Raw genomic sequence first — 25098 nt, 5'->3', positions numbered from 1 at the left:
ATCAACCCTGACCGGGCCGGACGCTCCGTCCCAGCTTTTCTGCTGACGGCAACTCTGCCCAGAGCGAAGCCGCTCGGTTGGGTCAGGGCGCTTTCGTTTGTAGGATGCTGTCCATGTGGACAGCTAATAATCCAACTGGACAGCTTCACTACCTGAACCACCTCAAGCTCGGCCTGGTGGTCTTGGTGGTGCTGCATCACGTCGCGCAGCCGTACGGGCCGCCGGATTGGTGGTACGTGCAAGGGACCGACCGCTGGCAGCCGCTGGAGCGCTTCACTGTGGTGAACGGCGCGTTCTTCATGAGCCTGTTCTTCGCGATCTCGGCGTACCTGCTGCCCCGGTCGTACGAACGGAAGGGCGGCCGCCGGTTCCTGCTCGACCGCTTCCGCCGGGTCGGCGCCCCGTTCCTGTTCGGTGTCGCGGCGATCGTCCCGCTGCTCATGTACCTGCACCACCGGACGTACGGCGTCTATCCGGAGTTCTCCTTCGCCCATCTCTGGTTCCTCCAGCACTTGCTGGTGTACGCGATCCTGTACGCCGCCTGGCGCACCCTGATCCAGCGCCGGCCGGTCGTCCAGGAATCACGGCGCCTCAGTGGTGTGACGATCGCCGGTTTCACCGCGGTCATCGCGCTCGGGACGTACGCGATCCGGATCAAGTGGCCCGTCGACACCTGGATCGGCATCCTCGAGTTCATCCAGGCCGAGCCGTCCGACCTGGTCCAGTACGGTGGGTTGTTCGTCGCGGGACTGCTTGCGTACCGGTACGGCTGGCTCACGGGCATCACGCGGCGCGTCGGGTACACCTGCTTGGCGATCGGCGGTGCGCTGGCGATTGCGCAGTACGCGGCCTGGCCGGCGTTGTCGCGCGTTTATGCACCAGGCGGTACGGGCGTGCGTTCGTTGGTGTGGTCGACGGTCGAGAGCGCGATGTGCGTGACGTTGTGCGTCGGGCTGGTGGTGCTGTTCCGCGAGTACGCGAATCGGCCGCAGGCGTTGCTGGCCCGGCTGGGCGCGGTGTCGTTCACCGTGTATATCGTGCACGTGCCGGTGGTGGTCGTACTGCAGTTGCTCGTCCGCGACCTGGCCGCCGCGCCGCTGGTGAAGTTCCTGCTGGTCGGTGCGGTCGCGTTGCCGGTCAGCTTTGCCCTGGCGGCCGGGCTGCGCCGCGTCCCGTACCTCCGAGCCTGGGTAGGAGCCTGAATGGCAGGATCGTCCGATCTGACCGCGCGGGCGCGGCTGCGGCTGGCGGCGCTGAAGTTGTTCGCCGAGCACGGGTTCGAGGCGACGTCGACGCGCGCGATCGCCACCGAGGCGGGGGTGTCGCACGCGTTGCTGCGGCACCACTACGGCTCCAAGGACGGGCTGCGGGCCGCTGTCGACGAGGACCTGCTGAACACCTTCGACGAAGGCCTGGCCAAGCTCGACGCCGATGACCTGTCCGCGCTCGGGCAGGTCACGGCGCGGCTGTTCGGCTCGGACGAGCTGCGGCGGAATTACCTGCGCAGAGTGCTGCTGGAGGGCGGTCCGGCCGGGATCGCTGTGTTCCGGCAGCTGCTGGAGGGCGCTCGCCGGCACCTGGACGCATTGCGTACCGAGCCGATTGATGAAGCGGAAGCGCGCTGGGCCCCGTACCAGGCGCTGTTCCTGATCCTCGGGCCGATGCTGCTCGAACCGGTGCTGGCGGCGACGCTGGACGTTCCGGTGTTCGGGCCCGGTCCGCTGGCCGAACGAAGTGCCGCGAATCAGCGCCTGATCGGCAAGGGGCTGCTCGGGTTTCGGTAACTGTCGGCGGGAGCGCCTAAGGTGTTGAGTGATGACTACGCTGTTTTCGCCTGATGAGCTCCCAGTGCCGCTGGAGGAGCCGAAGACGTCCCGGCCCGACCCGGATGCCCTGCTCGAGGGGCTGAATCCGCAGCAGCGCGCGGCCGTGGTGCACGCGGGCAAACCGCTGCTGGTGGTCGCCGGCGCGGGCTCCGGCAAGACCCGGGTGCTGACCCGCCGGATCGCCTACCTGCTGTCGGCCCGGGACGTGCATCCGGGATCGATCCTGGCGATCACGTTCACCAACAAGGCCGCCGCGGAGATGCGCGAGCGGGTGGTGGACCTGGTCGGGCCGCGGGCGAAGCTGATGTGGGTCTCGACCTTCCACTCCTCGTGCGTACGCATCCTGCGCCGCGACATCAAGCGCTTCGGGATCAGCTCCACGTTCTCGATCTACGACGACACCGACTCGCGCCGGCTGATGACCCTGGTCTGCCGCGAGCTCGACCTGGACGTCAAGCGGTACAACCCGCGCGCCGTCCTGAACTGGATCAGCACCCAGAAGAACGAGCTGATCGACCACGAGGCGGCGACCGCGAAGGCCGAGAACCACCTCGAGCAGACGTACGCGGAGTGTTACCGGATCTACCAGGAGCGGCTCGCCCAGGCGAACGCACTGGACTTCGACGACCTGCTGATGACGACGGTCAACCTGCTGCAGGCGTTCCCGGAAGTGCGTGAGTACTACCGGCGCCGCTTCCGCCACGTGCTCGTCGACGAGTACCAGGACACGAACCACGCCCAGTACACGCTGATCCGTGAGCTGTGTGGTGAAGATCCTTCCGACTACAACGGACCGACCGCGCCACCCGCCGAGCTGATGGTGGTCGGCGACTCGGACCAGTCGATCTACGCGTTCCGCGGCGCCACGATCCGGAACATCCTCGCCTTCGAGGAGGACTTCGCCGGCGCCGAGACGATCCTGCTGGAGCAGAACTACCGCTCCACCCAGACGATCCTGACCGCCGCCAACGCGGTGATCGCCCGGAACGAAGGCCGGATGGCGAAGAACCTCTGGTCCGACCAGGGGCAGGGCGAGCAGATCGCGGTGTACGTCGCCGACAACGAGCACGACGAGGCCCAGTTCGTCGCGGACGAGATCGACCGGCTGGCCGACGCGGACTCGGTGAAGCCGTCGGACGTGGCGGTGTTCTACCGGACCAACGCGCAGTCCCGGGTGTTCGAAGAAGTGTTCATCCGGACCGGCCATCCGTACAAGGTGGTCGGTGGCGTCCGGTTCTACGAGCGCAAGGAGGTCCGCGACGCGCTCGCGTACCTGCGGGTGCTGGTGAACCCGGAGGACACCGTCTCGCTGCGCCGGATCATGAACGAGCCGAAGCGTGGCATCGGCGACCGGGCCGAGGCGGCGATCGAGGCGCTGGCGTCCCGGGACCGGATCTCTTTCGCGGCCGCGATGCGCCGGGCCGAGGACGCGCCGGCGATGGCGTCCCGCTCGGTGAACGCGGTCCAGGCCTTCGTCGACATCCTCGACGAGCTGACCGCGATGGTCGACTCGGGCGCGCCGCCGGACGACATCCTGGACGTCGCGCTGCACCGCTCCGGGTACTACGAGACCTTGCAGAAGTCGCCCGACCCGCAGGACGAGACCCGCCTGGAGAACCTGGACGAGTTCATCTCGGTCGCCCGGGAGTTCGTCGAGGAGCGGACCGCCGCCGGTGAGCCGGCCGATCTGCAGGCGTTCCTGGAGCGGGTCGCGCTGGTAGCGGACGCGGACCAGATCCCGGACGCGGCCGACGACGGTGGCGTGGTCACGCTGATGACACTGCACACCGCGAAGGGCCTGGAGTTCCCGGTGGTGTTCTTGACCGGGATGGAGGACGGCGTCTTCCCGCACTCCCGGTCGCTGACCGACCTGAAGGAGCTCGAGGAAGAGCGCCGGCTCGCGTACGTCGGGATCACCCGTGCCCGCGAGCGGCTGGCGATCTCCCGCGCCGCGGTCCGGTCCGCGTACGGCGCGCCGCAGCACAATCCGCCGTCGCGGTTCCTGGAGGAGCTCCCGGCCGAGCTGCTCGACTGGCGCCGCGACGAGTCCGCGATCACCCGCTGGTCGGGGACCGGGACGAGCAGCGGAGGCGGCACGACGCGCGGCAGTGGCATCCCCAGCCGGTACGAGCCGTCCCGCCGGACCAGCACGGACAAGGCAGTGATCAACCTGAATCCAGGCGACCGCGTGGTCCACGACAGCTTCGGGATGGGCACCGTCGTGGTGGTTCGGGGCGAGGGGCAACAGGCCCAGGCCGACATCGATTTCGGCTCAGAGGGCGTGAAACGGCTGCTGCTCCGGTATGCACCGGTGGAGAAGATCTGACGTCCTCAAACGACGATTTGCCGAGAGATTTGTCAAGTTTTGGACAGTTGACGTTGCGTCTGGGCCGGAGATTGAGACAATCGAACCTCTTCGGCCCCTTCCCGGAAGCTTCCTCCCATGCCCACCAAGTCCTCGGCAAGTCACCGCCGGATCATTTTGGCGGGTGCCAATCCTGGGCTGCGGCTGTTCGACGAGCGCGGCAAGGTGACCGCGTACGCGTCGATCTGGATGGTCGACTGGTCCGTCCGTGGGGCCGGTACGGCGGTGGTGCTGTGGTTCGACGGGATCGTCCGGGTGGTGTCCGAGGACGTTGACCTGGCCGCCTGGCTGGAGCGGTACTTCGTCCGCTCGTTCCTCGAGGTGCAGGGCCTGCCGTGGCACGAGCCGGCCGTCGAGCGGGACCTGGTCCAGGTCTCGATGAACCTGGCCGACGGGTTGAGCGCGAAGGCGGCCGACATCCAGATCGAGATGAGCGGCGTCCTCGACCGGCGGCTGTTCGCGACCGACAACTTCCAGCTTGCCGACGGCAACCACAGCCTCAGCCTGGTGATCGCCCCGGTCCGCTCCGCAACGGTCTCGATCGGCGGCGCGTCCGTCCCCGGCTTCGTCCAGGTCGACGGCTCCCCGGACCGCCCCGGCTCCTCAGCCTTCCTCACCACGGCCGAGGTCTGGCAGCGCTAGGGCAGCGCGTTCCGCAGCCGGATCGCACTCCACTCAAGCGTGCTGGCCGTAGCCTCGGCCCAGAAGTCGTGCAGCCGCGGCAACACCCGCAACTGAATCCCGGCGTCATCGTGCAGCGCGAACAGGTCGCCGACCCGCTCGGCCGGGCTCAGCGGGCGTACGACGGCGGTGCTGACCATCGCGGCGTCATGCTGCGTGAAGGCGTCCGCGGAAAGCCGGTAGGCGTACAGCTCGACTGACCGCATCGTATCCAGCCAGCCGTACTCGACGGCGTGTACGCGGGTGCCGGAGCCGGCGCCGATGATGCGGTCGCGGTCTTCGGGAGTGGTGGAGGGGCCGACCCACGCCATTGCGCGGGGGCACTGCCTCGGGAACCAGTAGTCCGGGGCGCGGTCGTAGCCGACCGCCCAGACGTACGCGGTGGGGTGCTCGGGTTTGGCGAGGCGTGGGTGGAAGACCTCGATGGCCGGGTCTTCGGAGAAGTGCAGCACTTCACCCGCCGCCGGTCGCATGCGGTGGAGCTTAGTGGATCAGCCGGTGGTGATCAGCCGGCGGTGTACGGGTCCAGGCCGCAGTGGTTGCGGAGCCACGGTGCCGGGTCGATCGGGTCGCCGCCGCCGGGGCGGACCTCGAAGTGCAGGTGCGGGCCGGTGGTGTTGCCGGTCATCCCGACCGCGCCGACCTGGTCACCCGCGTACACGGTCTCGCCGACCGACACGCTGAACTTCGACATGTGGTTGTACCAGGTGACGGTGCCGTCCTCGTGCCGGACCTGGACCTGGCGGCCGTACGGACCGGCCCAGTCGGCGAAGATCACCACGCCCTTCATCACGGAGCCGATCTTCGTACCGACCGGCGCGGCGAAGTCGAGCCCGGTGTGCTGGTGGGCCCAGCGGCTGCCGCCCTGACCGAAGGTCGCGGTGATGTGGTAGCCGGTGAGCATGATCTGGCAGCGGGTGGCCGACTCGCGGGCCTTCTTCTCGGCCAGGTCGGCCTTGGCCTTCGCGAGCTTCAGCGCGTTCGCCTGCTTGGCGGTCTGCGTCTGGGTGGCGGCGAGCTTCACGGCCCGCTGGGTGGCCAGCTTGTTCGCCGCGGCCTGCTTCTTGCCTGCGTTCGTCGGGTCGGCCAGCTGAACCCGGGAGGAGTCACGGGTGGCGAGCTGGCGCGCCTGGATGCGTGCAGTGGTGATGCCGGACAGCTGCTGACCGGTGTCCAGGCTGAGCGCCGCGAGGTTGACCGCGGTGTTGGCCTGGGTCGGTGACGCCAGCGAGCTGTGGCTGAAGCCGACAGCTCCGGCGGCCGCGGCGAGCGCGGCGGTCAGTCCGACGATCTGGGTACTGCTCGGGGTGTTACGCCTGGCGACGCGATGCTTGGCACTATGACGTCCTGCGCCGGGTTTGCGCGCAGCGTTGCCGGGCGTGACGCGGTCGCCCGCGGCACGGTGCTGGGACACAACGTGGCCTTTCGGTCACAGGGGAGGGGCTTAAGTCCGCCCTCTCGGAGGTGTTGCTCCCCGGGAGGACTCACAGACCATAACGGAAGGGTCACGGGGTGACAAACCCCGCCACCCACTTTTTCGGGCCTACTTCACGAAACTTTTGCATGCGCGCCTGCACGTGCATCTGCTCGAAGAGCCCAGAAAGCTTCCAGTTCAGGCAGTTTTGGGCTGGTCGTCCGGCTCGGTCAGTACGCCGGTGATCCCGTGCACGACCTCGCTGTGGAACGGCAGGGACAGGTGGCCCACGCCGTGCACCCGCACATTACTCGCGACCAGATCGGGGTGCCGGATGCGGCCCCGCCGTTGCGGCACGATCAGCTGGTCGACGTCGCTGTAGTACGCGACGAACCTGGTCCGGCAATCCGGCGCCGGCTCGGCCAGTTCGGTCATCAGGTCGCTGTCCGGCCGGACCTGCTTCACCAGTGGCCACGGCAGCAGTTTGGCCGCCACGGTGCCTTGGTGTGGCGTACCGAGCGTGAGGCAGGTGTGTACGCGGGCGTCACCGCCCAGTCGCTGCACGTAGTACCGCGCGATCAGTCCGCCCAGGCTGTGCCCGATGACATGGATCTGCTCCGATCCGGACTCTTCGCAGATCGCCTCGATCTCACGGCCCATCCGCTCGGCGGTACTTCGTACGTCCAGGGTCAACGGGGAGTACGAGAACGTGTGGATGCTGCCGAAGCCGCGCCGGACCAGGTGCCGGCGGAGCAGCGCGAAGATCGTGTGGTTGTCGATGATCCCGTGCGCGAGCAGGATCGGCGTACCGGCGGCGCGGACGTTGCTGACCAGTAGACCGCGCTGCGCGGGACCGAGTCCGGCCAGGTTCAGCCGGGCCGGCAACGCTCCGCCGGCGCGATTGACGACGCCGAGCGGGTACATGGCCAGGTGGGTGGTCAGCCAGCCGAGCTCGACGGCCGCACCCTGCAGCACGCTCGGCGTGAAGGCGGAGCGGGCGCCGTACGCGAGTCCGTCCAGCGCGCCGCGGAGGTCGTCCTGCCAGCTGCCCATGGGCCGCCTCCTCACAAAACCAGACCCCCCGGTGGTCCGATCTCTGCTCTCACGGTAACCGGTTCCCATCCGGCGTGTGGGGGAACACACTGCTTCGTGTCTTATCCGTGCCGAGTGGAGCGGTTAGCCTGCGGATATGCCTGCTACGAGCCCGTTGCGCGTCGTCGTCGCCAAGCCCGGTCTGGACGGTCACGACCGGGGTGCCAAGGTGGTCGCCCGGGCGTTGCGGGACGCCGGGATGGAGGTCATCTACACCGGCCTGCACCAGACCCCGGAGCAGATCGTCGAGACCGCGATCGCCGAGGACGCGGACGCGATCGGCCTGTCGGTGCTGTCCGGCGCGCACATGACCCTGTTCAAGCGGGTCCGCGAGCTGCTGACCGAGCGGGAGGCCGAGGACATCGTGGTGTTCGGCGGCGGCATCATCCCGGACGCCGACCTGGAGCCGCTGGCCGAGCTCGGCGTGGACAAGATCTTCACCCCGGGCGCGACCACCACCGAGATCGTCGAGTGGGTCCGCGGCCACGTCGGCGACACCTCCGCGGCCTGAGCGATTCTTCTGGGGCCTGATCGATTCGTCCCCGCTCGGGGCGATTCGAACGGATCTGAACACACCTGCCCGTTTCAGATACGTTACTAATCAGTAATACCGAATCGTTAGGAAATGCCCGGTTGTGGGGGGTTCCCAAACGCGGTGGCATACAGCCATGCGGCTGTGCGGTACAGATCGAGGTCGGCGTGTGTGGCTCAGAACACATCGGCCGGTTCTCGGTTACTGTCCGGACAGTGCGGATCGCAGCGCGGTGGGGGACTGTGACCCCGTGTACGCAGGACCCAAGGGATGTCCCATCGGAGAGGGCAGGTAGAACGATGAGGTTTGAACGATCCCACGCACGCAGGACGGCCTTCGTGGCCGTGGCAGGCAGCCTCGCGCTGCTCGCCACCGCGTGTGGTAGTGGCGACAACGGAAGCAGCAGCAGTGGGGGCAGCTCGGCCGCTTCGCTGGACGGCCGGGGGCCGATCACGCTTGCCAGCGGCAAGGACACCTCCGGGAACCTGCAGAACCAGCTGAACGCCTGGAACGCGGCGCACCCGAACGAGAAGGTGGAGCTGAAGGAGCTGCCGGAGGACGCCGACGCGCAGCGGCAGCAGATGGTCCAGAACGCCCAGGCCCAGTCGGACTCGTACAGCGTCCTGGTGATGGACGTGGTCTGGACGTCGGAGTTCGCGGCCAACCAGTGGATCACCCAGATCCCCGAGGACAAGGTGCCGGACCTCGGCAAGTTGCTGCCGGCAACGGTCGAGACGGCCAAGTACCGCGACAAGCTGTACGCGGTGCCGATGACGTCGGACGGTGGCCTGCTCTACTACCGCAACGACCTGCTCAAGCAGGCCGGGGTGACCGAGGCGCCGAAGACCTGGGACGAGATGAAGGCCGCCTGCACCAAGGTGCTGGCGCTGCCGGCCGCCAAGGGCATGAGCTGCTACTCGGGTCAGTTCGAGAAGTACGAAGGCCTGACGGTGAACTTCTCCGAGGCGGTCAACTCGGCCGGCGGTGAGATCGTCGGCAAGGACGGCAAGCCGAACGTCAACACCCCGGAGGCGAAGGCCGGCCTCGAGGAGCTGGTCAACGACTTCAAGACCGGCGTCATCCCGAAGGCCGCGATCACCTACAAGGAAGAGGAGAGCCGGCGCGCGTTCCAGGACGGCAAGCTGGTCTTCCTGCGCAACTGGCCGTACGTGTACGCGCTGGCGAACAAGACCGACGGCTCCTCCAAGGTGGCCGGCAAGTTCGCGGTCGCGCCGCTGCCGGGCAAGACCGGTCCGGGCGTCTCCTCGCTCGGTGGGCACGACTACGCGATCAGCTCGTTCGCCAAGAACAAGGCGACCGCGATCGACTTCATCAACTTCATGGCCAGCGAAGAGCGGCAGAAGGCGAACGTCGAGAAGACCTCGCAGGCGCCGACCTGGGCCTCGCTGTACGACGACCCGGGCCTGAACAAGCAGTTCCCGTACCTCGCCCCGCTGAAGGCGTCGATCCAGAACGCCAAGCCACGGCCGCGGGTGGTCAAGTACGGCGATGTGACGGCTGCGATCCAGCAGGCCGCGTACGACTCCCTGAGTGGGAAGACGCAGCCTGACCAGGCGTTGTCCGACCTGCAGACGAAGCTGCAGTCGCTCATCACGCAATGATCGAGTGCCGGGGCCGGTGAGTGGTGAGTTGGTCGCCACGCACCGGCCCCGGCCAGTCCCTGCCCGGGTTCCCCCGGGGAGCAAAGGAGTCTCAGGTGACTGCAACAACGCCGGTTACCGCGCCGGCGACGGAACCGAAGCGGAAGCAACGGTTCGACGAGGGGACCGGCCGGCTGGCCGCGACCCTGCTTTCCCCCACCCTGCTGGTGCTCGGCGTCGTGGTGCTCTTCCCGATCATCTCGGCGCTGCGCGAGTCGCTGTTCACCAGCGGCCAGCACCTCGATGCGAACGGGTTCGTGGTCAAGGGCGAAACGTTCGTCGGGCTGCAGAACTACGCCGACATCTTCCGTGGCGAGACCGGAACCCGGTTCTGGAACGCCTTCTACAACACGACCTTCTTCACCGTGATCTGTGTCGTCCTCGAAACCGTGCTCGGGGTCGCGATGGCGCTGATCATGCACAAGGCCTTCAAGGGCCGCGGCATCGTCCGGGCCAGCATCCTGGTCCCATGGGCGATCCCGACCGTCATCTCGGCGCTGCTGTGGAAGTGGATCTTCCAGGCCGACGGTGTCGCGAACGCCCTGCTCGGCACCCAGGTGCTGTGGTCGACCGAGGGCTGGCAGTCGAAAATGTCGGTGATCCTGGCCGACACCTGGAAGACCGCACCGTTCATCGGCCTCCTGGTCCTGGCCGGGCTGCAGACCATCCCGGCCGAGGTCTACGAGGCCGCGAAGGTCGACGGTGCCAACGCCTGGAAGACGTTCACCCGGATCACGATGCCGCTGGTCAAGCCGGCCCTGCTGGTCGCGGTGCTGTTCCGGATCCTCGACACGCTGCGGATCTTCGACCTGCCGTTCGTGCTGGTCGGCCCGCACAAGGACTCGGTCGAGACGCTGTCGATGCTGGCGTACGACGAAGCCTTCAACACCAGATTCGGGCCGGCGGCGGCGTACGCGACAGTGCTGTTCGTCTACATCGCCGTGGTCGCGTACCTGTTCGTGAAGATTCTCGGCGCCGACGTGATCGGTGAGGCCCGGGCGAAGAAGCCCGGTGGCCGCAAGGGCGGCGGCCGCTGGAAGCGGTCGGATGCGGTGAAGGCATCCGCGAGCGCCGCGGTCACCGCCGGTGCCGCATCCGGATCTGGGAGGAACATCTGATGGCCGCCGACATTCCGCAGGTCCGGGCCGGTGAGAACGCCGCCCTGAAGCGCTGGCTGCCGTTGCTGGGCATCATCGTGATCGTGGTGTACTGCCTGGCGCCGTTCTACTGGATGGTGGTGTCGGCGTTCCGCCGGCCGTCCGACCAGTTCTCGAACGGGATCATCCCGGCACCGTTCTCGATCCAGAACTTCAAGGACGTGTTCAGCGCCGGCAACGGTTTCGGCCGCGGTCTGCTGAACAGCCTGATCGTGGCCGGGTCGGTGACGATCCTGACGCTGATCATCGGCATGGTGGCGGCGTACACGCTGGCCCGGCTGGACTTCAAGGGCAAGAACCTGGTGCTGGCGATCATCATCACCACCTCGATGTTCCCCGGCATCTCGCTGGTCGTCCCGCTGCTGAAGCTGTTCGTCGACATCAAGTGGATCAACACGTACCAGGCGATGATCGTGCCGAGCTTGTCGTTCGCGCTGCCACTGGCGGTGTGGAACCTGACCGCGTTCTTCCGGCAAATGCCGCAGGAACTCGAACAGGCGGCGATGGTGGACGGCTGTACGCCGGCTCAGGCGTTCCGCAAGGTCATCATCCCGCTGGCGGCGCCCGGTGTGTTCACCACCGCGATCATCACCTTCATCGCGGCCTGGAACGAGTTCCTGATCGCGCTGAGCATGACGAACAAGAAGTCGATCCAGACCGCGAACGTGATCGTCTCGCAGTTCACCGGAACAACCGGCCGGGACCAGCCGTTCGGCAGCCAGATGGCCGCCGGTGTGGTGGTCACGATCCCGCTGGTGATCGCGGTGCTGCTGTTCCAGCGCCGGATCGTGGCCGGCCTGACGGCGGGTGGCGTGAAGTGAGCCTGTTCCGCCGCAAGGCGGAAGACCGGGCCCGGCGCGATCGTGAAGATCGCGACCGCCGGGCCCAGGCCGACCGGGACCGCCGCGACCGCGAAGACCGCGACCGCCGAGACCGCGAGGACCGGGAACGGGACCGGAGAGACCGCGAGGACAGCTTGCGGTTCCGGTAGCAGGTTCAGTTGGCAGGTTCAGTTAGCAGGTTCAGGTGACAAACAGAACGGCCGGGGCAACTGCCCCGGCCGTTCTTGTGTGTCAGCGCTCGAGCCACACGGTGGTGTCGGGTGGGAGTTCGCCGGCGTTCAGGGCGGCGCTGGTGAGCAGGATGTTCTGGTGTGGTGGTAGCGGGACCGGGGCGTCGCTCAGGTTCACGACGCATTGGAAGCCGGGGTCGCGGGTGAAGGACAGGATGCCTTCGGGGGCGTCCTGGTCCCAGGCCAGCCGGCCCTCGCCGAGTGCGGGGTGGTCGCGGCGAATCCGGAGTGCCGCCTTGTACAGGTTGAGGTGGCTGTCCGGGTCGTCGGTCTGCGCCGCGGCAGTCAGCGGTGACCAGTCCGCGGGCTGGGGCAGCCACGGCTGACCGGTGCCGGGGCCGAACCCGTACGGCGGCTCCGAACCGGACCACGGGATGGGTACGCGGCAGCCGTCCCGCCCGCGGACGGTGTGACCCGAGCGCTCCCAGGTCGGGTCGTCGAGCACGTCCTCAGGCAGATCCTCGACCTCGGGCAGACCGAGCTCGTCACCCTGGTACACGTACGCGCCGCCCGGCAGTGCCAGCTCCAGCAGTGCCGCGGCCCGGGCCCGGCGCAGACCGAGAGCTAGATCGGTCGGTACGACACCCGCGCCCTCCAGCGCGTCCTTCTTGTCCCGGCCGAACCGGGTGCGGTGCCGGATGGTGTCGTGGTTGCTCAGCACCCAGGTGGCCGGCGCGCCGACCGCCCACAGGTTCTCCGTGGTGTGGTCGATGACCTCGCGCAGTTCCTTCGCGTCCCAGGCCGCGCGCAGAGCGTCGAAGTTGAAGGCGGAGTGCAGTTCGTTCGGCCGGACGTACTGGGCGAGCCGCTCGGCCGGTGAGAGCCACGCCTCGGCGACGAACACCCGCGGGCCTTGGGGCGTGTCCGCGTACTCGTCCGCGATCGCCCGCCAGCGCTGGTGGATGGTGTGGACGCCTGGCTGGTCGTAGAACGGGTTCCCGACGTACTTCTCCCGCGTCGGCTGACCGTCTTCGAGCGGTACGTCCGGCAGGCCGGCGTCCTTTGCCATCGAGTCCGCCACGTCGATCCGGAACCCGTCCACCCCGCGGTCGAACCAGAACCGCAGGATCGAGTCGAATTCCTCGATCACCTTCGGGTGATCCCAGTTCCAGTCCGGCTGGGAGATGTCGAACAGGTGCAGGTACCAGTCGCCGTCGTCGATCTGCTGCCAGGCCGGCCCGCCGAACGCGGCCGGCCAGTTCGTCGGCGGCTGCCCGTCCTTGCCGTCCCGGAACCAGAACAGGTCGCGCTCCGGCGAGCCCTTTCCGGCGGCCAGCGCGGCCTTGAACCACGGGTGCTCCCAGGAGCAGTGGTTCGGGACCAGGTCGATCAGGATCCGCAGCCCGAGCGCGTGCGCCTCGGCGATCAGCGCGTCGGCGTCGGCGAGGGTGCCGAACTCCGGGTTGATGTCGCGGTAGTCGGCCACGTCGTACCCGCCGTCGAGCAGCGGGGACGGGTACCAGGGGCTGATCCAGATCGCGTCCACGCCGAGCTCGGCCAGGTACGGCAGCTTGGCGCGGATGCCGTTCAGGTCGCCGGTACCGTCACCGTCCGCGTCGGCGAACGACCGCGGGTACACCTGGTAAACGACCGCGCTACGCCACCAGTCGGCAGCTGGTCTGGTCTCAGAATCAGTCATGCGGACAAGCCTCGCACGGGGCCGGGAGCGGCTGTGACAGTCGTCTCAGCGAGGACCCCGGCTGTTGCCCGCGGCAGCGGGGTGGCTAGTGTCAGGAATCCGTACAGGCGAGAGAGGGACCACACTCGTGGATCTGATGGAATTCCAGGCGAAGACGGTCTTCGCCAAGCACGGGGTGCGGACGACCGTGGGTGCGGTTGTCACGACTCCGGAGGAAGCCCGCGCGGCGGCCGAGAAGATCGGCGGCCGGGTGGTCGTGAAGGCCCAGGTCAAGACCGGTGGCCGCGGCAAGGCCGGCGGCGTGAAGCTGGCGAGCAGCCCGGACGAGGCAGAGGAGAAGGCCCGCGAGATCCTCGGGCTGGACATCAAGGGCCACGTCGTCAAGATCCTGAACATCGTTCCGGCCGCGGCGATCGCGGAGGAGTACTACTTCTCCTTCCTGGTCGACCGGGCGAACCGGAACTACCTCTGCATCGCCTCGGCGGCGGGCGGGATGGAGATCGAGGAGGTCGCGCACACCAACCCGGACGCGGTCGCGCAGATCTCGATCGACCCGGCCACCGGCGTGGACGAGGCGAAGGCGCGGGAGATCGCGACCGCGGCCAAGTACCCGGCCGACGTGATCGACGCGGTGGTCCCGGAGATCGTCAAGCTGTACCAGGTGTTCATCGAAGAGGACGCCTCGCTGGTCGAGGTGAACCCGCTGGTGAAGCTCGAGGACGGCAACGTCGAGGCGCTGGACGGCAAGGTGTCGCTGGACGAGAACGCGTCCTTCCGGCACCCGGACCACGCCGAGTTCGAGGACGTCACCGCGGCCGACCCGCTGGAGGCGGCGGCCAAGGCCAAGGGCCTGAACTACGTGAAGCTCGACGGTTCCGTCGGCATCATCGGCAACGGCGCCGGCCTGGTCATGTCCACGCTGGATGTTGTGGCGTACGCCGGTGAAGAGTTCGGCGGGCAGAAGCCGGCCAACTTCCTCGACATCGGTGGTGGCGCGAGCGCCGAGGTGATGGCGAACGGGCTGGAGATCATCATCTCGGACCCGCAGGTACAGAGCGTGTTCGTGAACGTCTTCGGCGGCATCACCGCCTGTGACGCGGTCGCGAACGGCATCGTGCAGGCGTTCGAGCTGCTCTCGAGCCGCGGCGAGGCGGTCACCAAGCCGCTGGTCGTCCGGCTGGACGGGAACAACGCCGAGGAGGGCCGCCGGATTCTCGACGAGGCGGGCCTCGCCGGTCTGGAGCGGGTCGACACGATGGACGGCGCCGCCAAGCGCGCCGCCGAGCTGGCAGCGAAGTAAGGGATCGCCGAACAATGTCTATCTTCCTGACCAAGGACAGCAAGGTCATCGTCCAGGGCATGACCGGCTCCGAGGGCACCAAGCACACCACCCGGATGCTTGCCTCCGGCACGAACATCGTCGGCGGCGTGAACCCGCGCAAGGCGGGGCAGAGCCAGGACTTCGACGGCAAGGCCGTACCCGTGTTCGGGTCGGTCGCGGACGCGATCAAGGAGACCGGCGCGAACGTGTCGGTCATCTTCGTCCCGGAGAAGTTCACCAAGGACGCGGTGCTGGAGGCGATCGAGGCCGAGATGCCGCTGGTCGTCGTCATCACCGAGGGCGTGCCGGTGCACGACACGGCCGCGTTCTTCGCCGCCGCGCAGGCGTCCGGCAAGACCCGGATCATCGGCCCGAACTGCCCCGGCATCATCACCCCGGGCGCGTCGAACGCCGGCATCATCCCGGCCGACATCGCCGGCCAGGGCCGGATCGGGCTGGTCTCGAAGTCCGGCACGCTGACGTACCAGATGATGTACGAACTGCGCGACTTCGGCTTCTCGACCGCGATCGGCATCGGCGGTGACCCGATCATCGGCACCACCCACATCGACGCGCTGCAGGCGTTCCAGGACGACCCGGACACCGACGCGATCGTGATGATCGGCGAGATCGGCGGCGACGCCGAGGAGCGGGCGGCGGCGTTCATCAAGGCGAACGTGACCAAGCCGGTCGTCGGCTACGTGGCCGGCTTCACCGCGCCGGAGGGCAAGACGATGGGCCACGCCGGCGCGATCGTCTCCGGCTCGTCCGGCACCGCGGCCGCGAAGCAGGAGGCGCTCGAGGCGGCCGGTGTGAAGGTCGGCAAGACGCCGACCGAGACCGCCAACCTGATGCGCGGCATCATGCAGGAGCTGACCAAGTAGTTTCTTCCGGAGCGGGACCTGCCCTTTACGAGGGGGCAGGTCCCGTTTCTACTTGTACGCTGCGGACCGGTCGACGGCCCGCGCCAGCGTCTCGTTGAAGGCGGCGTCGGTCAGGTCCAGGTCCTTCAGTACTGGGTACAGCAGGTAGACCGCCCGGTCGCCGGAGCCGGCGATGCCGATCCGGTAGACGATCTTCGACTTCCCGGTGTCGTACGTCGCCTTCCAGCTCTCGCCCTTGATCGTGCTGGTCTGCAGGGTCCCGGTCGACTCGACCTTCGCGTTCGAGACGTTCTTCTCGCAGTTGTCGACGTTCTTCCGGCTCTGGCTGACGAAGGCCGCCGCCGCGTTCGTGGTGGCGAACTTGGCCACCGTGTCGTCCAGGCCGAACTCGGTCGGCACCTTCGCCTCGGGCGTCACGTACGTGACGCTGCCGTACTTCGTCGCCTTTGCCTTCTTGAAGTCGAGCTTCTCGCAGCCGGTACCCTGGTCGGCCGCCTTCGCGGTCGCGCTCACCCACGGCTTGTTGATCGTGGGCAGCAGCGGCAGATCCACCGGCGCCATGAACCCGGGGCTGTCCGTGTTCGGCAGCAGGGCCGGCTTGGCGACCGGCGCGCCGGTGCCGCAGCCGCCGGACTCGGCGCAGATCTTCTTCGCCGCGGTGTTCGCGGTGGCCAGCACCGCGTTGGGCGGCGGCGGCGCGGCGGCCACCGTGTCGTGCTCGACCACCATCGTGGCCTGCCCGACCAGCGTGACCGCGACGGTCTTGTACTTGGTCTTGGCGCCCGGGGTCTGCCCGAAGACCGCGATGACGCCGGTCTGGCCCACGCCGGTGGTCAGATAGCCGGCCGAGAGCCGGGTCTGTGGCGTCGAGCACTGACTCAGCCAGCGGACGACCGCGTTGTACGTCTTCGCCGCGGTCGGCTGGTCGTTCGAGACCTCGACGTACTGGACCGCGGTTTCCTTGCTGGTCGGGTTCTGGAAGGTGCGGACCCAGGTACGCAGCCCGGAGGGGTCGGCGTAGCGCTGCGGCTGGCAGATGAACGAGCTGTCCGGCGCGGCGTCGCCGTCCGCGGTCTTGGCGACCGCCCAGGCGCCGGTCGCGCCGAGCGTTTTCGCGCCCGCGGCGTCCAGCAGCGACTTGTCGTCGGCGAGCACCTTCGACTGCGACGGCTTGTCGTCGGACGGGCTGTTGCCTGCCTTCGGCCCGGACGCCTTGTCGCCGCCGAACGCGTTCAGCGCGGCGACACCGCCGCCGCCGACCAGCACCACGACCGCGACTCCGGCGGCGATCGTCTGGTTCCGCTTCCGCGTCTGCTGCCGACGCGCTTCCCGGGCAGCGGCGCGACCGCCGCCGCGCGATGCACGGTGGGAACCGGCCAAAGCTCGACCTCCTGACTGATTCCACCCGACAGTACCGGGTGAACCCATGCCGCCCCCAACCCAGCCACCACGATGCGAACGCAGTGCGACGGAACGTCTAGGTCGTGACCTAACAGGCGGCCTGAAGTGTGCCACATCCGGCGTGTCAGGACGAGTCGGGTCCGGGTGCGGGGAGACCATGGGGGTCAGATGACCGACATGCTGAGCCGCCCCAACGCCCGGGACGGTGAATCGAGCGCCGCACCCGCGTCGGAGATCGCCGCCAGGACCAAACCGCTGGTCGTGGCGGCCGTGATCTCCGCGGGAGCCTGCCTGCTCACCGGTCTGCTGACCTGCGCCGCGGTCGCGGTGATCGGCTGGCTCGGGGCGACCTTCGGCGGTGCCTCCGGCGCGGTCCGGGCCGGAGCGTCCGCCTGGCTGGTCGCGCACAAGGCCGGCGTCACCATCGGTACCGGCCGGATCAGCATCGCGCCGCTCGGGCTGAGCCTGTTCTTCGCCTGGTGCCTGTACCGCGGCGGCAAGGCCGCGGCCCGCTCAAGCGCAGCCGACCGGACCAAGGACCTGCTCGCGCTGTCCGGGGCGTACGCGCTGGTGTACGGCCTCGGCGCCCTTGTCGTCGCACTGTTCGTCGCGGACGGTTCGCTGAAGGTCTCGGCGCTGGGAGCGTTCCTCGGTGCCTTCTCGCTCGCGCTGGTGGCGGGCTCCGCGGGCATTCTGGTCGAGTCCGGTGCCGCCGAGGACCTCGCCGACGCGACTCCGACCGGGCTCCGCGACGCCGTACCGGCCGCGCTGGCCGCCGTGATGACAGTGATCGCACTCGCCGCGGTGGTGTACGCCGTACTGCTCGCGATCCACTTCTCGCGGATCACCGGGATGCTCGAGCTCCTGGACGCGGGCGTGATCGGCTCGGTCGTACTGTTCGCGATCTGCCTGATGCTGATGCCGAACATGATCATGTACGTGGTCGCGTTCCTGGCCGGACCGGGCTTCCAGCTCGGTAGCGGTACGACGATTGCGCCGACCGGCGTGGACGTCGGGAACCTGCCGGCGCTTCCGCTCCTCGCCGCCGTACCCGCGGACGGTTCGACCCCTTCGTACCTGCTGGTGCTGACCGCGGTCGTCCCCCTGCTCGCGGGCGTGGTCGCCGGGCTGATCGTCGTACGCCGTGGGCTGGCCGCGCAGGACGCGGACGCGCTCGGCTGGGACGCCTTCGCGCTGCGCGGTGGGATCGCGGCGCTGCTCGCGGGCGTGATCTTGTTCGCGCTGATGGCGCTCGCCGGTGGGTCGGCCGGACCGGGGCGGATGGCTTCGGTCGGCGTACCGCACGCGCTGCCGGCGGCCGGCGTGCTGGCCGCGGGGATGGCGATCGGTGCCGCGATCACGGCGGCCGTGGTGGCTGCCCGCCGACCGGCTGACAGCGGAGCCGACGCCGAGCGATAGGCTTCCGGGCGTGACTTCTGCTGCAGATCCCGGTCCTGCACGTCTCGTCGTGCTCGTGTCGGGGTCCGGGTCGAACCTGCAGGCCCTGCTGGACGCCTGCGCGGACCCGGCGTACGGGGCCCAGGTGGTGGCCGTCGGCGCCGACCGGGACGGGATCGCCGGGCTGGACCGGGCCGCGGCGGCCGGCGTGCCGACCTTCGTGCACAAGGTCAAGGAGTACCCGGAGCGGTCCGGCTGGGACCAGGCGCTGACCGCGTCGGTGGCCGAGCACAAACCCGATCTGGTCATCTCGGCCGGGTTCCTGAAGCTGGTCGGGGACGACTTCCTGGCCGCGTTCGGCGACCGGTACATCAACACCCACAACGCGCTGCTGCCGGCCTTCCCCGGGATTCACGGGCCGCGGGACGCGCTCGCGTACGGCGTGAAGGTGGCCGGCGCGACGCTGTTCTTCGTGGACGGCGGCGTCGACACCGGGCCGATCATCGCCCAGGTCGTGGTCCCGGTCGAGGACGACGACACCGAAGAAACCCTGACCGAGCGGATCAAGGAGGTCGAACGCCGCCAGCTGGTGGAGTGGGTCGGCCGGCTGGTCCGCGACGGCTGGACCATCACCGGACGAAAGGTTCGACTGAAGTGAGCACCGACCGCAGGCCGATCCGCCGCGCGCTGATCAGCGTCTACGACAAGACCGGTCTGGAGGAGCTCGCGACCGCGCTGCACGCGGCCGGCGTCCAGCTGGTGTCGACCGGCTCCACCGCCGCCCGGATCGCGGCCGCCGGGGTGCCGGTGACGAAGGTCGAGGAGCTGACCGGGTTCCCGGAGTGCCTGGACGGGCGGGTCAAGACGCTGCACCCGCTCGTGCACGCGGGGCTGCTGGCCGACTTGCGGAAGCCCGACCACGTCGAGCAGCTGAAGGAGATGCGGGTCGAGCCGTTCGACCTGCTGATCAGCAACCTGTACCCGTTCACCGAGACGGTCGCGTCCGGCGCGTCGGTCGACGAGTGCATCGAGCAGATCGACATCGGCGGTCCGTCGATGGTGCGCGGCGCCGCGAAGAACCACGCGAACGTCGCGGTGCTGACGTCGCCGGCGCAGTACCCGTCGCTGTTCGCCGCGCTCGAAGCGGATGGGTTCTCGCTGGAGCAGCGGCAGCAGTTGGCGGCGGCGGCGTACGTACACACGGCCGAGTACGACATCGCGGTCGCGTCCTGGATGGGCAATGTGCTCACCGACTCGAGCGAAGGCACCGGCTTCCCGGCGTGGATCGGTGCTTCGTGGGACAAGTCGGCCGTCCTGCGGTACGGGGAGAACCCGCACCAGCCGGCCGCGCTGTACCTGAACGGGCGGGGCGGACTGGCTGCCGCGGAGCAACTGCACGGCAAGGAGATGTCGTACAACAACTACGTCGACGCGGACGCGGCCCGGCGTACCGCCTATGACTTCAGCGAGCCGGCGGTGGCGATCATCAAGCACGCCAACCCGTGCGGGATCGCGGTCGGCAAGGACATCGCCGAGGCGCACCGGCGCGCGCACGAGTGCGACCCGGTGTCCGCGTACGGCGGTGTGATCGCGACGAACCGCCCGGTGACGGTGGAGCTGGCGAAGCAGGTCGCGGAGATCTTCACCGAGGTGCTGGTCGCGCCCGGGTTCGAGGACGGCGCGGCCGGGGTCCTGCAGGCGAAGAAGAACATCCGGCTGCTGGTGGCTCCGGCTGTCGACGCCGGTGATCCCGTCGAGATCCGGGCGATCAGCGGTGGGCTGCTGATGCAGCACCGCGACCGTTTCCAGGCCGACGGCGACGACCCGGCGAACTGGACGCTGGCCGCCGGCGAGGCCGCGTCACCCGAGGTGCTGGCCGACCTGGCGTTCGCCTGGAAGGCGTGCCGCGCGGTCAAGTCCAACGCGATCCTGCTGGCCGCCGACGGCGCCTCGGTCGGGGTCGGCATGGGTCAGGTCAACCGCGTCGACTCCTGCCGCCTGGCCGTCACCCGCGCCGGCGACCGCGCCCCCGGCTCGGTCGCCGCCTCCGACGCCTTCTTCCCCTTCCCCGACGGCCTCGAGGTCCTGATCGAAGGCGGCGTCAAGGCAGTAGTCCAGCCCGGCGGCTCCATCCGCGACGAAGCCGCCATCGAAACCGCCACCAAAGCCGGCATCACCATGTACTTCACCAACACCCGCCACTTCTTCCACTGACCCCAAGCAGCACGAAGGCCCTGGACACAGCGGTTGTCCAGGGCCTTTCGCGTGCGGTCAGTTCGGGACGAGGAGGCCGAGGAGGGCTATGGCGGCGGCGGTGAGGAAGAGGAAGGTGGTGTCGAACATGCGGCCGCGGACGCGGAGGAGGCCGGCGGCGGTGTCGGTGAGGGCGGCGCGGAGGAGGCCGGCCAGGGCTACCGAGCCGGCGAAGATCAGGACGCCGTTGCGCCAGTTGTAGAACCAGAGCACGACCAGGCCGCCGAGCCCGACCAGAATCGTCAACGCGAGCGGCCACTGGCTGCTGCGGGCCGGCCGCTGCACCTCACCGGCCATCAGCACGCCACACCCGCATCCGCTGAGCTGATTCGCCTGCTCATCGGGTCAGGCCTGCTTCGGCGGCTTCGACCACGTTGGTGAGGAGCATGGCTCGGGTCATCGGGCCGATGCCGCCGGGCATGGGGGCGATCCAGGCGGCTTGTTCACGGGCGGCGGGGTCGATGTCGCCGACGATCTTGCCCTCGGCGCTGCGGCTGGTGCCGACATCGAGCAGTACGGCGCCTGGCTTCACCATGTCCGCGGTGATCAGCCCGGCCGAACCAGCCGCCGCGATCACGATGTCGCCGGTCCGCACCACCGCGGCCAGGTCCTTCGTACCCGTGTGGCACTGGGTGACGGTCGCGTTCTCGCTCCGCCGGGTGAACAGCAACCCCATCGGCCGGCCCGCGGTCACCCCGCGCCCGACCACGACGACATGTGCACCGGCGATCGGTACGTCGTACCGGCGCAGGATCTCCACGCAGCCCTTCGGCGTACACGGCAGCGGCCCGTCCTGCCCGAGGACCAGCTTGCCGAGGCTGACCGGGTGCAGTCCGTCGGCGTCCTTGGCCGGGTCGATCAGGCCGAGGATCGTGTTCGTGTCGACGTGCTTGGGCAGCGGCAGCTGGACGATGAAACCGGTGCAGTCCGGGTTGTCGTTCAGCTCCTGGACCTTCGCGGCGATCTCGTCCTGGGTCGCGGTGTCCGGCAGCTCGATCTGGATCGAGGAGATCCCGACCGCCGCGCAGTCCCGGTGCTTACCGGCCACGTACGCCCGGCTGCCGGGGTCGTCACCGACCAGGATCGTGCCGAGCCCGGGCACCACGCCCTGCTCGGCCAGTTTCGCGACCCGGACCTTCAGCTCGTCCTTGATCGCCGCCGCCGTCGCCTTGCCATCCAGAATCTGCGCCGTCACGACTCCAGAGTCTGCCACGCCCGGCCGCCGGGAATGCAGCCGGTGTTGCCTCCGTTCCAGCAGATAGTTTATTCTTGAACTACTAGCCAGCGAGGAGCACCCCATGCCCGCCGTGACCGTCAGTGACATCACCGTCCTGCCCCGCATCACCACGCCGGATCCGGCCGTCGCGCACGAGCGTGCGGTCCGGTCGGTGACGTCGGCGCCCAGCGGGTACGAGGGCGAAGGCTTTCCGGTCCGGCGCGCGTTCGCGGGCGTCGAGCTCCGCGACCTCGACCCGTTCATCCACATGGACCAGATGGGCGAGGTCGAGTACGCGCCGGGTGAGCCGAAGGGCACTCCGTGGCACCCGCACCGCGGGTTCGAGACCGTCACGTACATGCTCGACGGGATCATGGAGCACCAGGACTCCAACGGTGGTGGCGGCGTGATCTCCAACGGCGACACGCAATGGATGACGGCCGGCAGCGGACTCCTGCACATCGAGACACCGCCGGAGCATCTGGTCACGAGTGGCGGCCTGTTCCACGGCATCCAGCTCTGGGTGAACCTGCCGAAGGCGCTCAAGTGGGCGCCGCCGCGCTACCAGGACATCCGGGGCGGCGATTCCGCGCTGCTGTCCACGGCGGACGGCGGTTCGCTCATCCGCGTCATCGCCGGGTCGGTCGACGGTCATGACGGTCCGGGTTCGACGCACAGTCCGATCACGCTCGTCCACGCGACGGTCAGCCCGGGCGCGGAGATGGTGCTGCCGTGGCAGCCGGAGTACAACGCGCTCGTCTATGTGCTGGCCGGTCAAGGTACGGTCGGCGCCGACCGCCGCCCGATCCGCAAGGGCCAGCTGGCTGTCTTCGGTCCCGGCGACACCGTGCGTACGGCGGCCGGCCCGACCCAGCCGCAAGCGGAGCCGAACCTGGAGGTCCTTGTTCTCGGCGGCCGCCCGATCCGTGAGCCGGTCGCGATGGCCGGGCCGTTCGTGATGAACACGCGCGCCGAGGTGATTCAGGCGTTCGAGGACTTCCAGGCCGGCAAGCTCGGCAGCATCCCCGCCGTCCACGGCGCGCCCACCGAGCTCCGCAGCACCGACTAACCCTCCGGATAGAACAAGAACAACGTGCAGCCCGTCGCGGACTGCGGTACGTGCGACGACCCGGCCGGGGCGTGGATGAACGAACCGGCCGGGTAGTCGCGTTCGCCGTCGTTGAACACGCCGTCCACGACGAAAACTCCTCCGGTACCGGCATCGACCTGTGCCTGCAGCTGGTCCGCAACGATCACGGCGCCGCGTACGCAGCCCGGATCGCGCGCCGGATGGTGATGCCCGCATCGCGAAGGCGGCCAGGTCCAGTACCGGGCGGATGAGCCGGAGCGGCCGGCGGATTCGCTCGGTCAGGTGCTCGACTGGGCGAACGACCGGCTGGCCGAACCGCTCACGATCGAGGACCTCGCGCAGCGGCTCAACGTGTCCCCACGGACCTTGGCCCGCCGCTTCGACGACCAGCTCGGGGTCGCGCCGGGGCAGTGGTTGCTGGCCCAACGTATCGCCAAAACCCGTGTCCTGCTTGAGGAAACCGACCTGTCGGTGGAAACCATCGCGCTGAAAGTCGGGTTGTCCTCGGCAACCAACCTGCGCCGCCGGTTCCGCGCCGCGGTGCGTACGACGCCGAGCGCCTACCGGCGGGCGTATCAGGGCAAGTAGTCGTCGGTGTCGTCGAGCGTGATGTAGTGCTCGATCCGCGGATCATCGGGATCGGCGCCGTACAGCTCGACGAACCGCCGGGCCGCGGGCGGTCCGCCGTACTGCGGGTTCAGGTTGCCGCGGAGGCTCTTGTACATCAGCGCGAGGTCGATGTACCGGTCGCCACGACCGAGCCGGCTGAGGTCGAGTACGCCGGTGAACCGAAGGTTCTCCGGGTCGATGAACACGTTCGGTGCCGCGTAGTCCCCGTGCGTCACTGCGTCTCCGGTCCCAGGGAACGGTGAGGCGAACGGGCAGTCCGTCAGCTCGTCGAGTGCGCGCAACCCGTCGGCGATCGCCGCGAGTACGGCTGACCGATCGCGCTCCGGCCACGGCTGCGACGCATCCACCCCCGGCAGTTCCGTCGTCACCAGCCAGTCGTTGGCCCGGTCAACGACCTGCGGGCACGGAAAACCGGTGCCTGCCAGCCAGGCCAGCCGGTCCGCCTCCTTGCCCACCCCGGAGCCGCGCTTGTAGAACAGCCGCTCGCGCCCCCTCTCCAGCCGCACGACGGTCGCGTCCGAGCAACCCACCTGCACCACCTCGGCTCCCGACGCGCCGAACCGCTGCTGGAGAGCCGTCAAATCCATCCCCGCAGCCTACGACGCGAGACAGGCAAGCGCCCCGGCTTTTTGAACTGACGGAATCAGTCAGTCCGGGCGCACCGGCCGCGCTGGTGGATAGGGTCGCCGCCATGACCACAGTTGCAGCCGATCTCGCGCCGGACGGTGTCCTGCGGGCCTCCATCAACCTCGGCAATCCGGTCCTCGCGCAGGGTACGCCGGACGCGCCGGCCGGAGTCACCGTCGACATCGCCCGGGAACTGGCCCGCCGCCTGGACCTCCCGTTGGAGCTGGTCTGTTTCGACGCGGCCCGCAAGTCCTTCGAGGCGATGACCGCCGGCCAAGCAGACCTCTGCTTCCTGGCGATCGATCCGGCCCGTGCGGAGGAAGTCGCTTTCACCGCGCCGTACGTGGTCATCGAAGGCGTCTTCGCCGTACCGCAGGAGTCCGCGCTGACCACGGTCGCGGACGTCGACGCGCCCGGCGTACGGATCGGGGTGAAACAAGGCTCGGCGTACGACCTGTACCTGACCCGCACGGTGCGACAGGCAACGGTGATCCGCGGCGCCGAGGGTGTGGAGGTGTTCCGTGCCGGCAACCTGGAAGTCGCCGCGGGCATCCGGCAGCCGATCACCCGGTACGTCGACGAGCACCCGGACCTGCGCCTGATCGACGAGCGGTTCATGCAGATCCAGCAGGCCGTCGGCACCGCGAAGTCCAAGCATCCGGACACCGTCGCGTACCTGCACGCCCTGATCGAGGACCTCAAATCCTCCGGCTTCATCGCCGCGTCCCTGGCCGCCTCCGGGCAGGCCGACGCGACCGTCGCACCGCCGGGCTGATGTACGGACAGTAGTCGGGCAGGAACCTGCCGTGGCATCCGGTACCGGCAACCTTTTGTCCTGA

The 25098-nt window shown here is 68.7% G+C and carries 25 protein-coding genes; 16 read left to right on the top strand and 9 right to left on the bottom strand.

Annotation, left to right across the window (positions count from 1 at the left end; genetic code table 11):
- The first annotated feature begins 113 nt into the window (after nucleotides 1-113).
- From ABD260_RS33150 to ABD260_RS33135, 4 genes are all read left to right on the top strand, one after another.
- Entirely contained in the window at nucleotides 114-1202 is a 1089-nt protein-coding gene (locus ABD260_RS33150) for an acyltransferase family protein (protein WP_344240095.1), read from the top strand.
- Nucleotides 1203-1784, top strand: a complete 582-nt coding sequence (locus ABD260_RS33145; RefSeq protein WP_344240093.1) for a TetR/AcrR family transcriptional regulator — start codon at nucleotides 1203-1205, stop codon at nucleotides 1782-1784. It begins immediately after the preceding gene.
- 31 nt (nucleotides 1785-1815) lie between these two features.
- A complete protein-coding gene (gene pcrA / locus ABD260_RS33140) occupies nucleotides 1816-4152 on the top strand; it encodes a DNA helicase PcrA (protein ID WP_344240091.1) in 2337 nt (778 codons plus the stop codon).
- Nucleotides 4153-4269: 117 nt separating this feature from the next.
- Entirely contained in the window at nucleotides 4270-4833 is a 564-nt protein-coding gene (locus tag ABD260_RS33135) for a hypothetical protein (protein ID WP_344240089.1), read from the top strand.
- Here the strand turns inward: ABD260_RS33135 and ABD260_RS33130 are convergent.
- The 3 genes from ABD260_RS33130 to ABD260_RS33120 all read right to left on the bottom strand — a co-directional run bounded on the left by ABD260_RS33130 (nucleotide 4830) and on the right by ABD260_RS33120 (nucleotide 7339).
- Nucleotides 4830-5345, bottom strand: a complete 516-nt coding sequence (locus ABD260_RS33130) for a DUF6886 family protein (protein ID WP_344240087.1) — start codon at nucleotides 5343-5345, stop codon at nucleotides 4830-4832. The genes ABD260_RS33135 and ABD260_RS33130 overlap by 4 nt on opposite strands.
- 32 nt (nucleotides 5346-5377) lie before the next feature.
- Complete coding sequence (locus ABD260_RS33125; protein ID WP_344240085.1) at nucleotides 5378-6286, bottom strand: M23 family metallopeptidase; 909 nt, start codon at nucleotides 6284-6286, stop codon at nucleotides 5378-5380.
- Between the two features lie 198 nt (nucleotides 6287-6484).
- Nucleotides 6485-7339, bottom strand: coding sequence for an esterase/lipase family protein (locus ABD260_RS33120; RefSeq protein WP_344240083.1), 855 nt, complete (start codon nucleotides 7337-7339; stop codon nucleotides 6485-6487).
- A 136-nt stretch (nucleotides 7340-7475) separates the two neighbouring features.
- Here ABD260_RS33120 and icmB point away from each other — a divergent pair, with 136 nt between their 5' ends.
- The 4 genes from icmB (at nucleotide 7476) to ABD260_RS33100 (ending at nucleotide 11549) form a co-directional block, all read left to right on the top strand.
- Nucleotides 7476-7889 carry a coenzyme B12-dependent isobutyryl CoA mutase small subunit gene (gene icmB / locus ABD260_RS33115; protein WP_344240081.1) on the top strand — a complete coding sequence of 138 codons (414 nt, stop codon included), beginning with the start codon at nucleotides 7476-7478 and terminating at the stop codon, nucleotides 7887-7889.
- A 359-nt stretch (nucleotides 7890-8248) separates the two neighbouring features.
- Nucleotides 8249-9532, top strand: coding sequence for an ABC transporter substrate-binding protein (locus ABD260_RS33110; RefSeq protein WP_344240079.1), 1284 nt, complete (start codon nucleotides 8249-8251; stop codon nucleotides 9530-9532).
- Between the two features lie 95 nt (nucleotides 9533-9627).
- Nucleotides 9628-10689: a carbohydrate ABC transporter permease gene (locus ABD260_RS33105; RefSeq protein WP_344240077.1), complete on the top strand. Its 1062-nt coding sequence runs from the start codon at nucleotides 9628-9630 to the stop codon at nucleotides 10687-10689.
- Complete coding sequence (locus ABD260_RS33100; protein ID WP_344240075.1) at nucleotides 10689-11549, top strand: carbohydrate ABC transporter permease; 861 nt, start codon at nucleotides 10689-10691, stop codon at nucleotides 11547-11549. Before ABD260_RS33105 ends, ABD260_RS33100 begins: the two co-directional genes overlap by 1 nt.
- A 252-nt stretch (nucleotides 11550-11801) precedes the next feature.
- Here the strand turns inward: ABD260_RS33100 and ABD260_RS33095 are convergent, their stop codons facing one another.
- Nucleotides 11802-13439 carry a glycoside hydrolase family 13 protein gene (locus tag ABD260_RS33095; RefSeq protein WP_344240073.1) on the bottom strand — a complete coding sequence of 546 codons (1638 nt, stop codon included), beginning with the start codon at nucleotides 13437-13439 and terminating at the stop codon, nucleotides 11802-11804.
- 127 nt (nucleotides 13440-13566) lie between these two features.
- Here ABD260_RS33095 and sucC point away from each other — a divergent pair, with 127 nt between their 5' ends.
- Together sucC and sucD are read left to right on the top strand one after the other, a co-directional pair.
- Nucleotides 13567-14739 carry an ADP-forming succinate--CoA ligase subunit beta gene (sucC, locus tag ABD260_RS33090; protein WP_344240071.1) on the top strand — a complete coding sequence of 391 codons (1173 nt, stop codon included), beginning with the start codon at nucleotides 13567-13569 and terminating at the stop codon, nucleotides 14737-14739.
- 14 nt (nucleotides 14740-14753) lie between these two features.
- Nucleotides 14754-15644, top strand: coding sequence for a succinate--CoA ligase subunit alpha (gene sucD, locus ABD260_RS33085; RefSeq protein WP_344240069.1), 891 nt, complete (start codon nucleotides 14754-14756; stop codon nucleotides 15642-15644).
- 48 nt (nucleotides 15645-15692) lie between these two features.
- Here the strand turns inward: sucD and ABD260_RS33080 are convergent, their stop codons facing one another.
- Nucleotides 15693-17024, bottom strand: coding sequence for a hypothetical protein (locus ABD260_RS33080; protein WP_344240067.1), 1332 nt, complete (start codon nucleotides 17022-17024; stop codon nucleotides 15693-15695).
- 189 nt (nucleotides 17025-17213) lie between these two features.
- Here ABD260_RS33080 and ABD260_RS33075 point away from each other — a divergent pair, with 189 nt between their 5' ends.
- The 3 genes from ABD260_RS33075 to purH are packed head-to-tail and all read left to right on the top strand — an operon-like array spanning nucleotide 17214 to nucleotide 20657.
- Nucleotides 17214-18464, top strand: coding sequence for a cell division protein PerM (locus ABD260_RS33075; RefSeq protein ID WP_344240065.1), 1251 nt, complete (start codon nucleotides 17214-17216; stop codon nucleotides 18462-18464).
- 10 nt (nucleotides 18465-18474) lie between these two features.
- Nucleotides 18475-19101, top strand: coding sequence for a phosphoribosylglycinamide formyltransferase (gene purN, locus ABD260_RS33070; RefSeq protein WP_344240063.1), 627 nt, complete (start codon nucleotides 18475-18477; stop codon nucleotides 19099-19101).
- On the top strand, nucleotides 19098-20657 hold the full coding sequence (gene purH / locus ABD260_RS33065; protein WP_344240062.1) for a bifunctional phosphoribosylaminoimidazolecarboxamide formyltransferase/IMP cyclohydrolase: 1560 nt from the start codon (nucleotides 19098-19100) through the stop codon (nucleotides 20655-20657). The genes purN and purH overlap by 4 nt, the downstream gene beginning before the upstream one ends.
- A gap of 57 nt (nucleotides 20658-20714) precedes the next feature.
- Here the strand turns inward: purH and ABD260_RS33060 are convergent, their stop codons facing one another.
- Nucleotides 20715-20993 carry a DUF3017 domain-containing protein gene (locus ABD260_RS33060; protein WP_344240060.1) on the bottom strand — a complete coding sequence of 93 codons (279 nt, stop codon included), beginning with the start codon at nucleotides 20991-20993 and terminating at the stop codon, nucleotides 20715-20717.
- A gap of 40 nt (nucleotides 20994-21033) precedes the next feature.
- Nucleotides 21034-21891 carry a bifunctional methylenetetrahydrofolate dehydrogenase/methenyltetrahydrofolate cyclohydrolase gene (locus ABD260_RS33055; RefSeq protein ID WP_344240058.1) on the bottom strand — a complete coding sequence of 286 codons (858 nt, stop codon included), beginning with the start codon at nucleotides 21889-21891 and terminating at the stop codon, nucleotides 21034-21036.
- Nucleotides 21892-21994: 103 nt separating this feature from the next.
- On the opposite strand from ABD260_RS33055, the gene ABD260_RS33050 reads away from it, so the two are divergent.
- On the top strand, nucleotides 21995-22981 hold the full coding sequence (locus ABD260_RS33050) for a pirin family protein (protein WP_344240056.1): 987 nt from the start codon (nucleotides 21995-21997) through the stop codon (nucleotides 22979-22981).
- Here ABD260_RS33050 and ABD260_RS33045 read toward each other — a convergent pair.
- A complete protein-coding gene (locus ABD260_RS33045; protein ID WP_344240054.1) occupies nucleotides 22978-23169 on the bottom strand; it encodes a cupin domain-containing protein in 192 nt (63 codons plus the stop codon). The two genes, ABD260_RS33050 and ABD260_RS33045, sit on opposite strands and share 4 nt — an antisense overlap.
- Nucleotides 23170-23284: 115 nt before the next feature.
- On the opposite strand from ABD260_RS33045, the gene ABD260_RS33040 reads away from it, so the two are divergent.
- A complete protein-coding gene (locus tag ABD260_RS33040) occupies nucleotides 23285-23590 on the top strand; it encodes a helix-turn-helix domain-containing protein (protein WP_344240052.1) in 306 nt (101 codons plus the stop codon).
- Here the strand turns inward: ABD260_RS33040 and ABD260_RS33035 are convergent.
- On the bottom strand, nucleotides 23578-24219 hold the full coding sequence (locus tag ABD260_RS33035) for a phosphotransferase (protein WP_344240050.1): 642 nt from the start codon (nucleotides 24217-24219) through the stop codon (nucleotides 23578-23580). The genes ABD260_RS33040 and ABD260_RS33035 overlap by 13 nt on opposite strands.
- Before the next feature lie 104 nt (nucleotides 24220-24323).
- Here ABD260_RS33035 and ABD260_RS33030 point away from each other — a divergent pair, with 104 nt between their 5' ends.
- Complete coding sequence (locus ABD260_RS33030) at nucleotides 24324-25034, top strand: transporter substrate-binding domain-containing protein (RefSeq protein WP_344240048.1); 711 nt, start codon at nucleotides 24324-24326, stop codon at nucleotides 25032-25034.
- Nucleotides 25035-25098 lie beyond the last annotated feature (64 nt).

This window comes from Kribbella hippodromi (assembly GCF_039531045.1).
Classification (GTDB): domain Bacteria; phylum Actinomycetota; class Actinomycetes; order Propionibacteriales; family Kribbellaceae; genus Kribbella; species Kribbella hippodromi.
Note: the sequence above shows the minus strand (reverse complement) of the source record. Positions and strands in the feature narration are given on the sequence as shown.

Bases quoted from the DNA above. Each gene is read 5' to 3' on its own strand.
- ABD260_RS33135 (WP_344240089.1), top strand. From the start codon at position 4,270: ATGCCCACCAAGTCCTCGGCAAGTCACCGCCGGATCATTTTGGCGGGT.
- ABD260_RS33075 (WP_344240065.1), top strand. From the start codon at position 17,214: ATGACCGACATGCTGAGCCGCCCCAACGCCCGGGACGGTGAATCGAGC.
- ABD260_RS33035 (WP_344240050.1), bottom strand. From the start codon at position 24,219: ATGGATTTGACGGCTCTCCAGCAGCGGTTCGGCGCGTCGGGAGCCGAG.
- pcrA (WP_344240091.1), top strand. From the start codon at position 1,816: ATGACTACGCTGTTTTCGCCTGATGAGCTCCCAGTGCCGCTGGAGGAG.
- ABD260_RS33100 (WP_344240075.1), top strand. From the start codon at position 10,689: ATGGCCGCCGACATTCCGCAGGTCCGGGCCGGTGAGAACGCCGCCCTG.
- ABD260_RS33030 (WP_344240048.1), top strand. From the start codon at position 24,324: ATGACCACAGTTGCAGCCGATCTCGCGCCGGACGGTGTCCTGCGGGCC.
- sucD (WP_344240069.1), top strand. From the start codon at position 14,754: ATGTCTATCTTCCTGACCAAGGACAGCAAGGTCATCGTCCAGGGCATG.
- ABD260_RS33060 (WP_344240060.1), bottom strand. From the start codon at position 20,993: ATGGCCGGTGAGGTGCAGCGGCCGGCCCGCAGCAGCCAGTGGCCGCTC.
- ABD260_RS33130 (WP_344240087.1), bottom strand. From the start codon at position 5,345: ATGCGACCGGCGGCGGGTGAAGTGCTGCACTTCTCCGAAGACCCGGCC.
- ABD260_RS33050 (WP_344240056.1), top strand. From the start codon at position 21,995: ATGCCCGCCGTGACCGTCAGTGACATCACCGTCCTGCCCCGCATCACC.
- ABD260_RS33150 (WP_344240095.1), top strand. From the start codon at position 114: ATGTGGACAGCTAATAATCCAACTGGACAGCTTCACTACCTGAACCAC.
- icmB (WP_344240081.1), top strand. From the start codon at position 7,476: ATGCCTGCTACGAGCCCGTTGCGCGTCGTCGTCGCCAAGCCCGGTCTG.
- ABD260_RS33145 (WP_344240093.1), top strand. From the start codon at position 1,203: ATGGCAGGATCGTCCGATCTGACCGCGCGGGCGCGGCTGCGGCTGGCG.
- ABD260_RS33095 (WP_344240073.1), bottom strand. From the start codon at position 13,439: ATGACTGATTCTGAGACCAGACCAGCTGCCGACTGGTGGCGTAGCGCG.
- ABD260_RS33120 (WP_344240083.1), bottom strand. From the start codon at position 7,339: ATGGGCAGCTGGCAGGACGACCTCCGCGGCGCGCTGGACGGACTCGCG.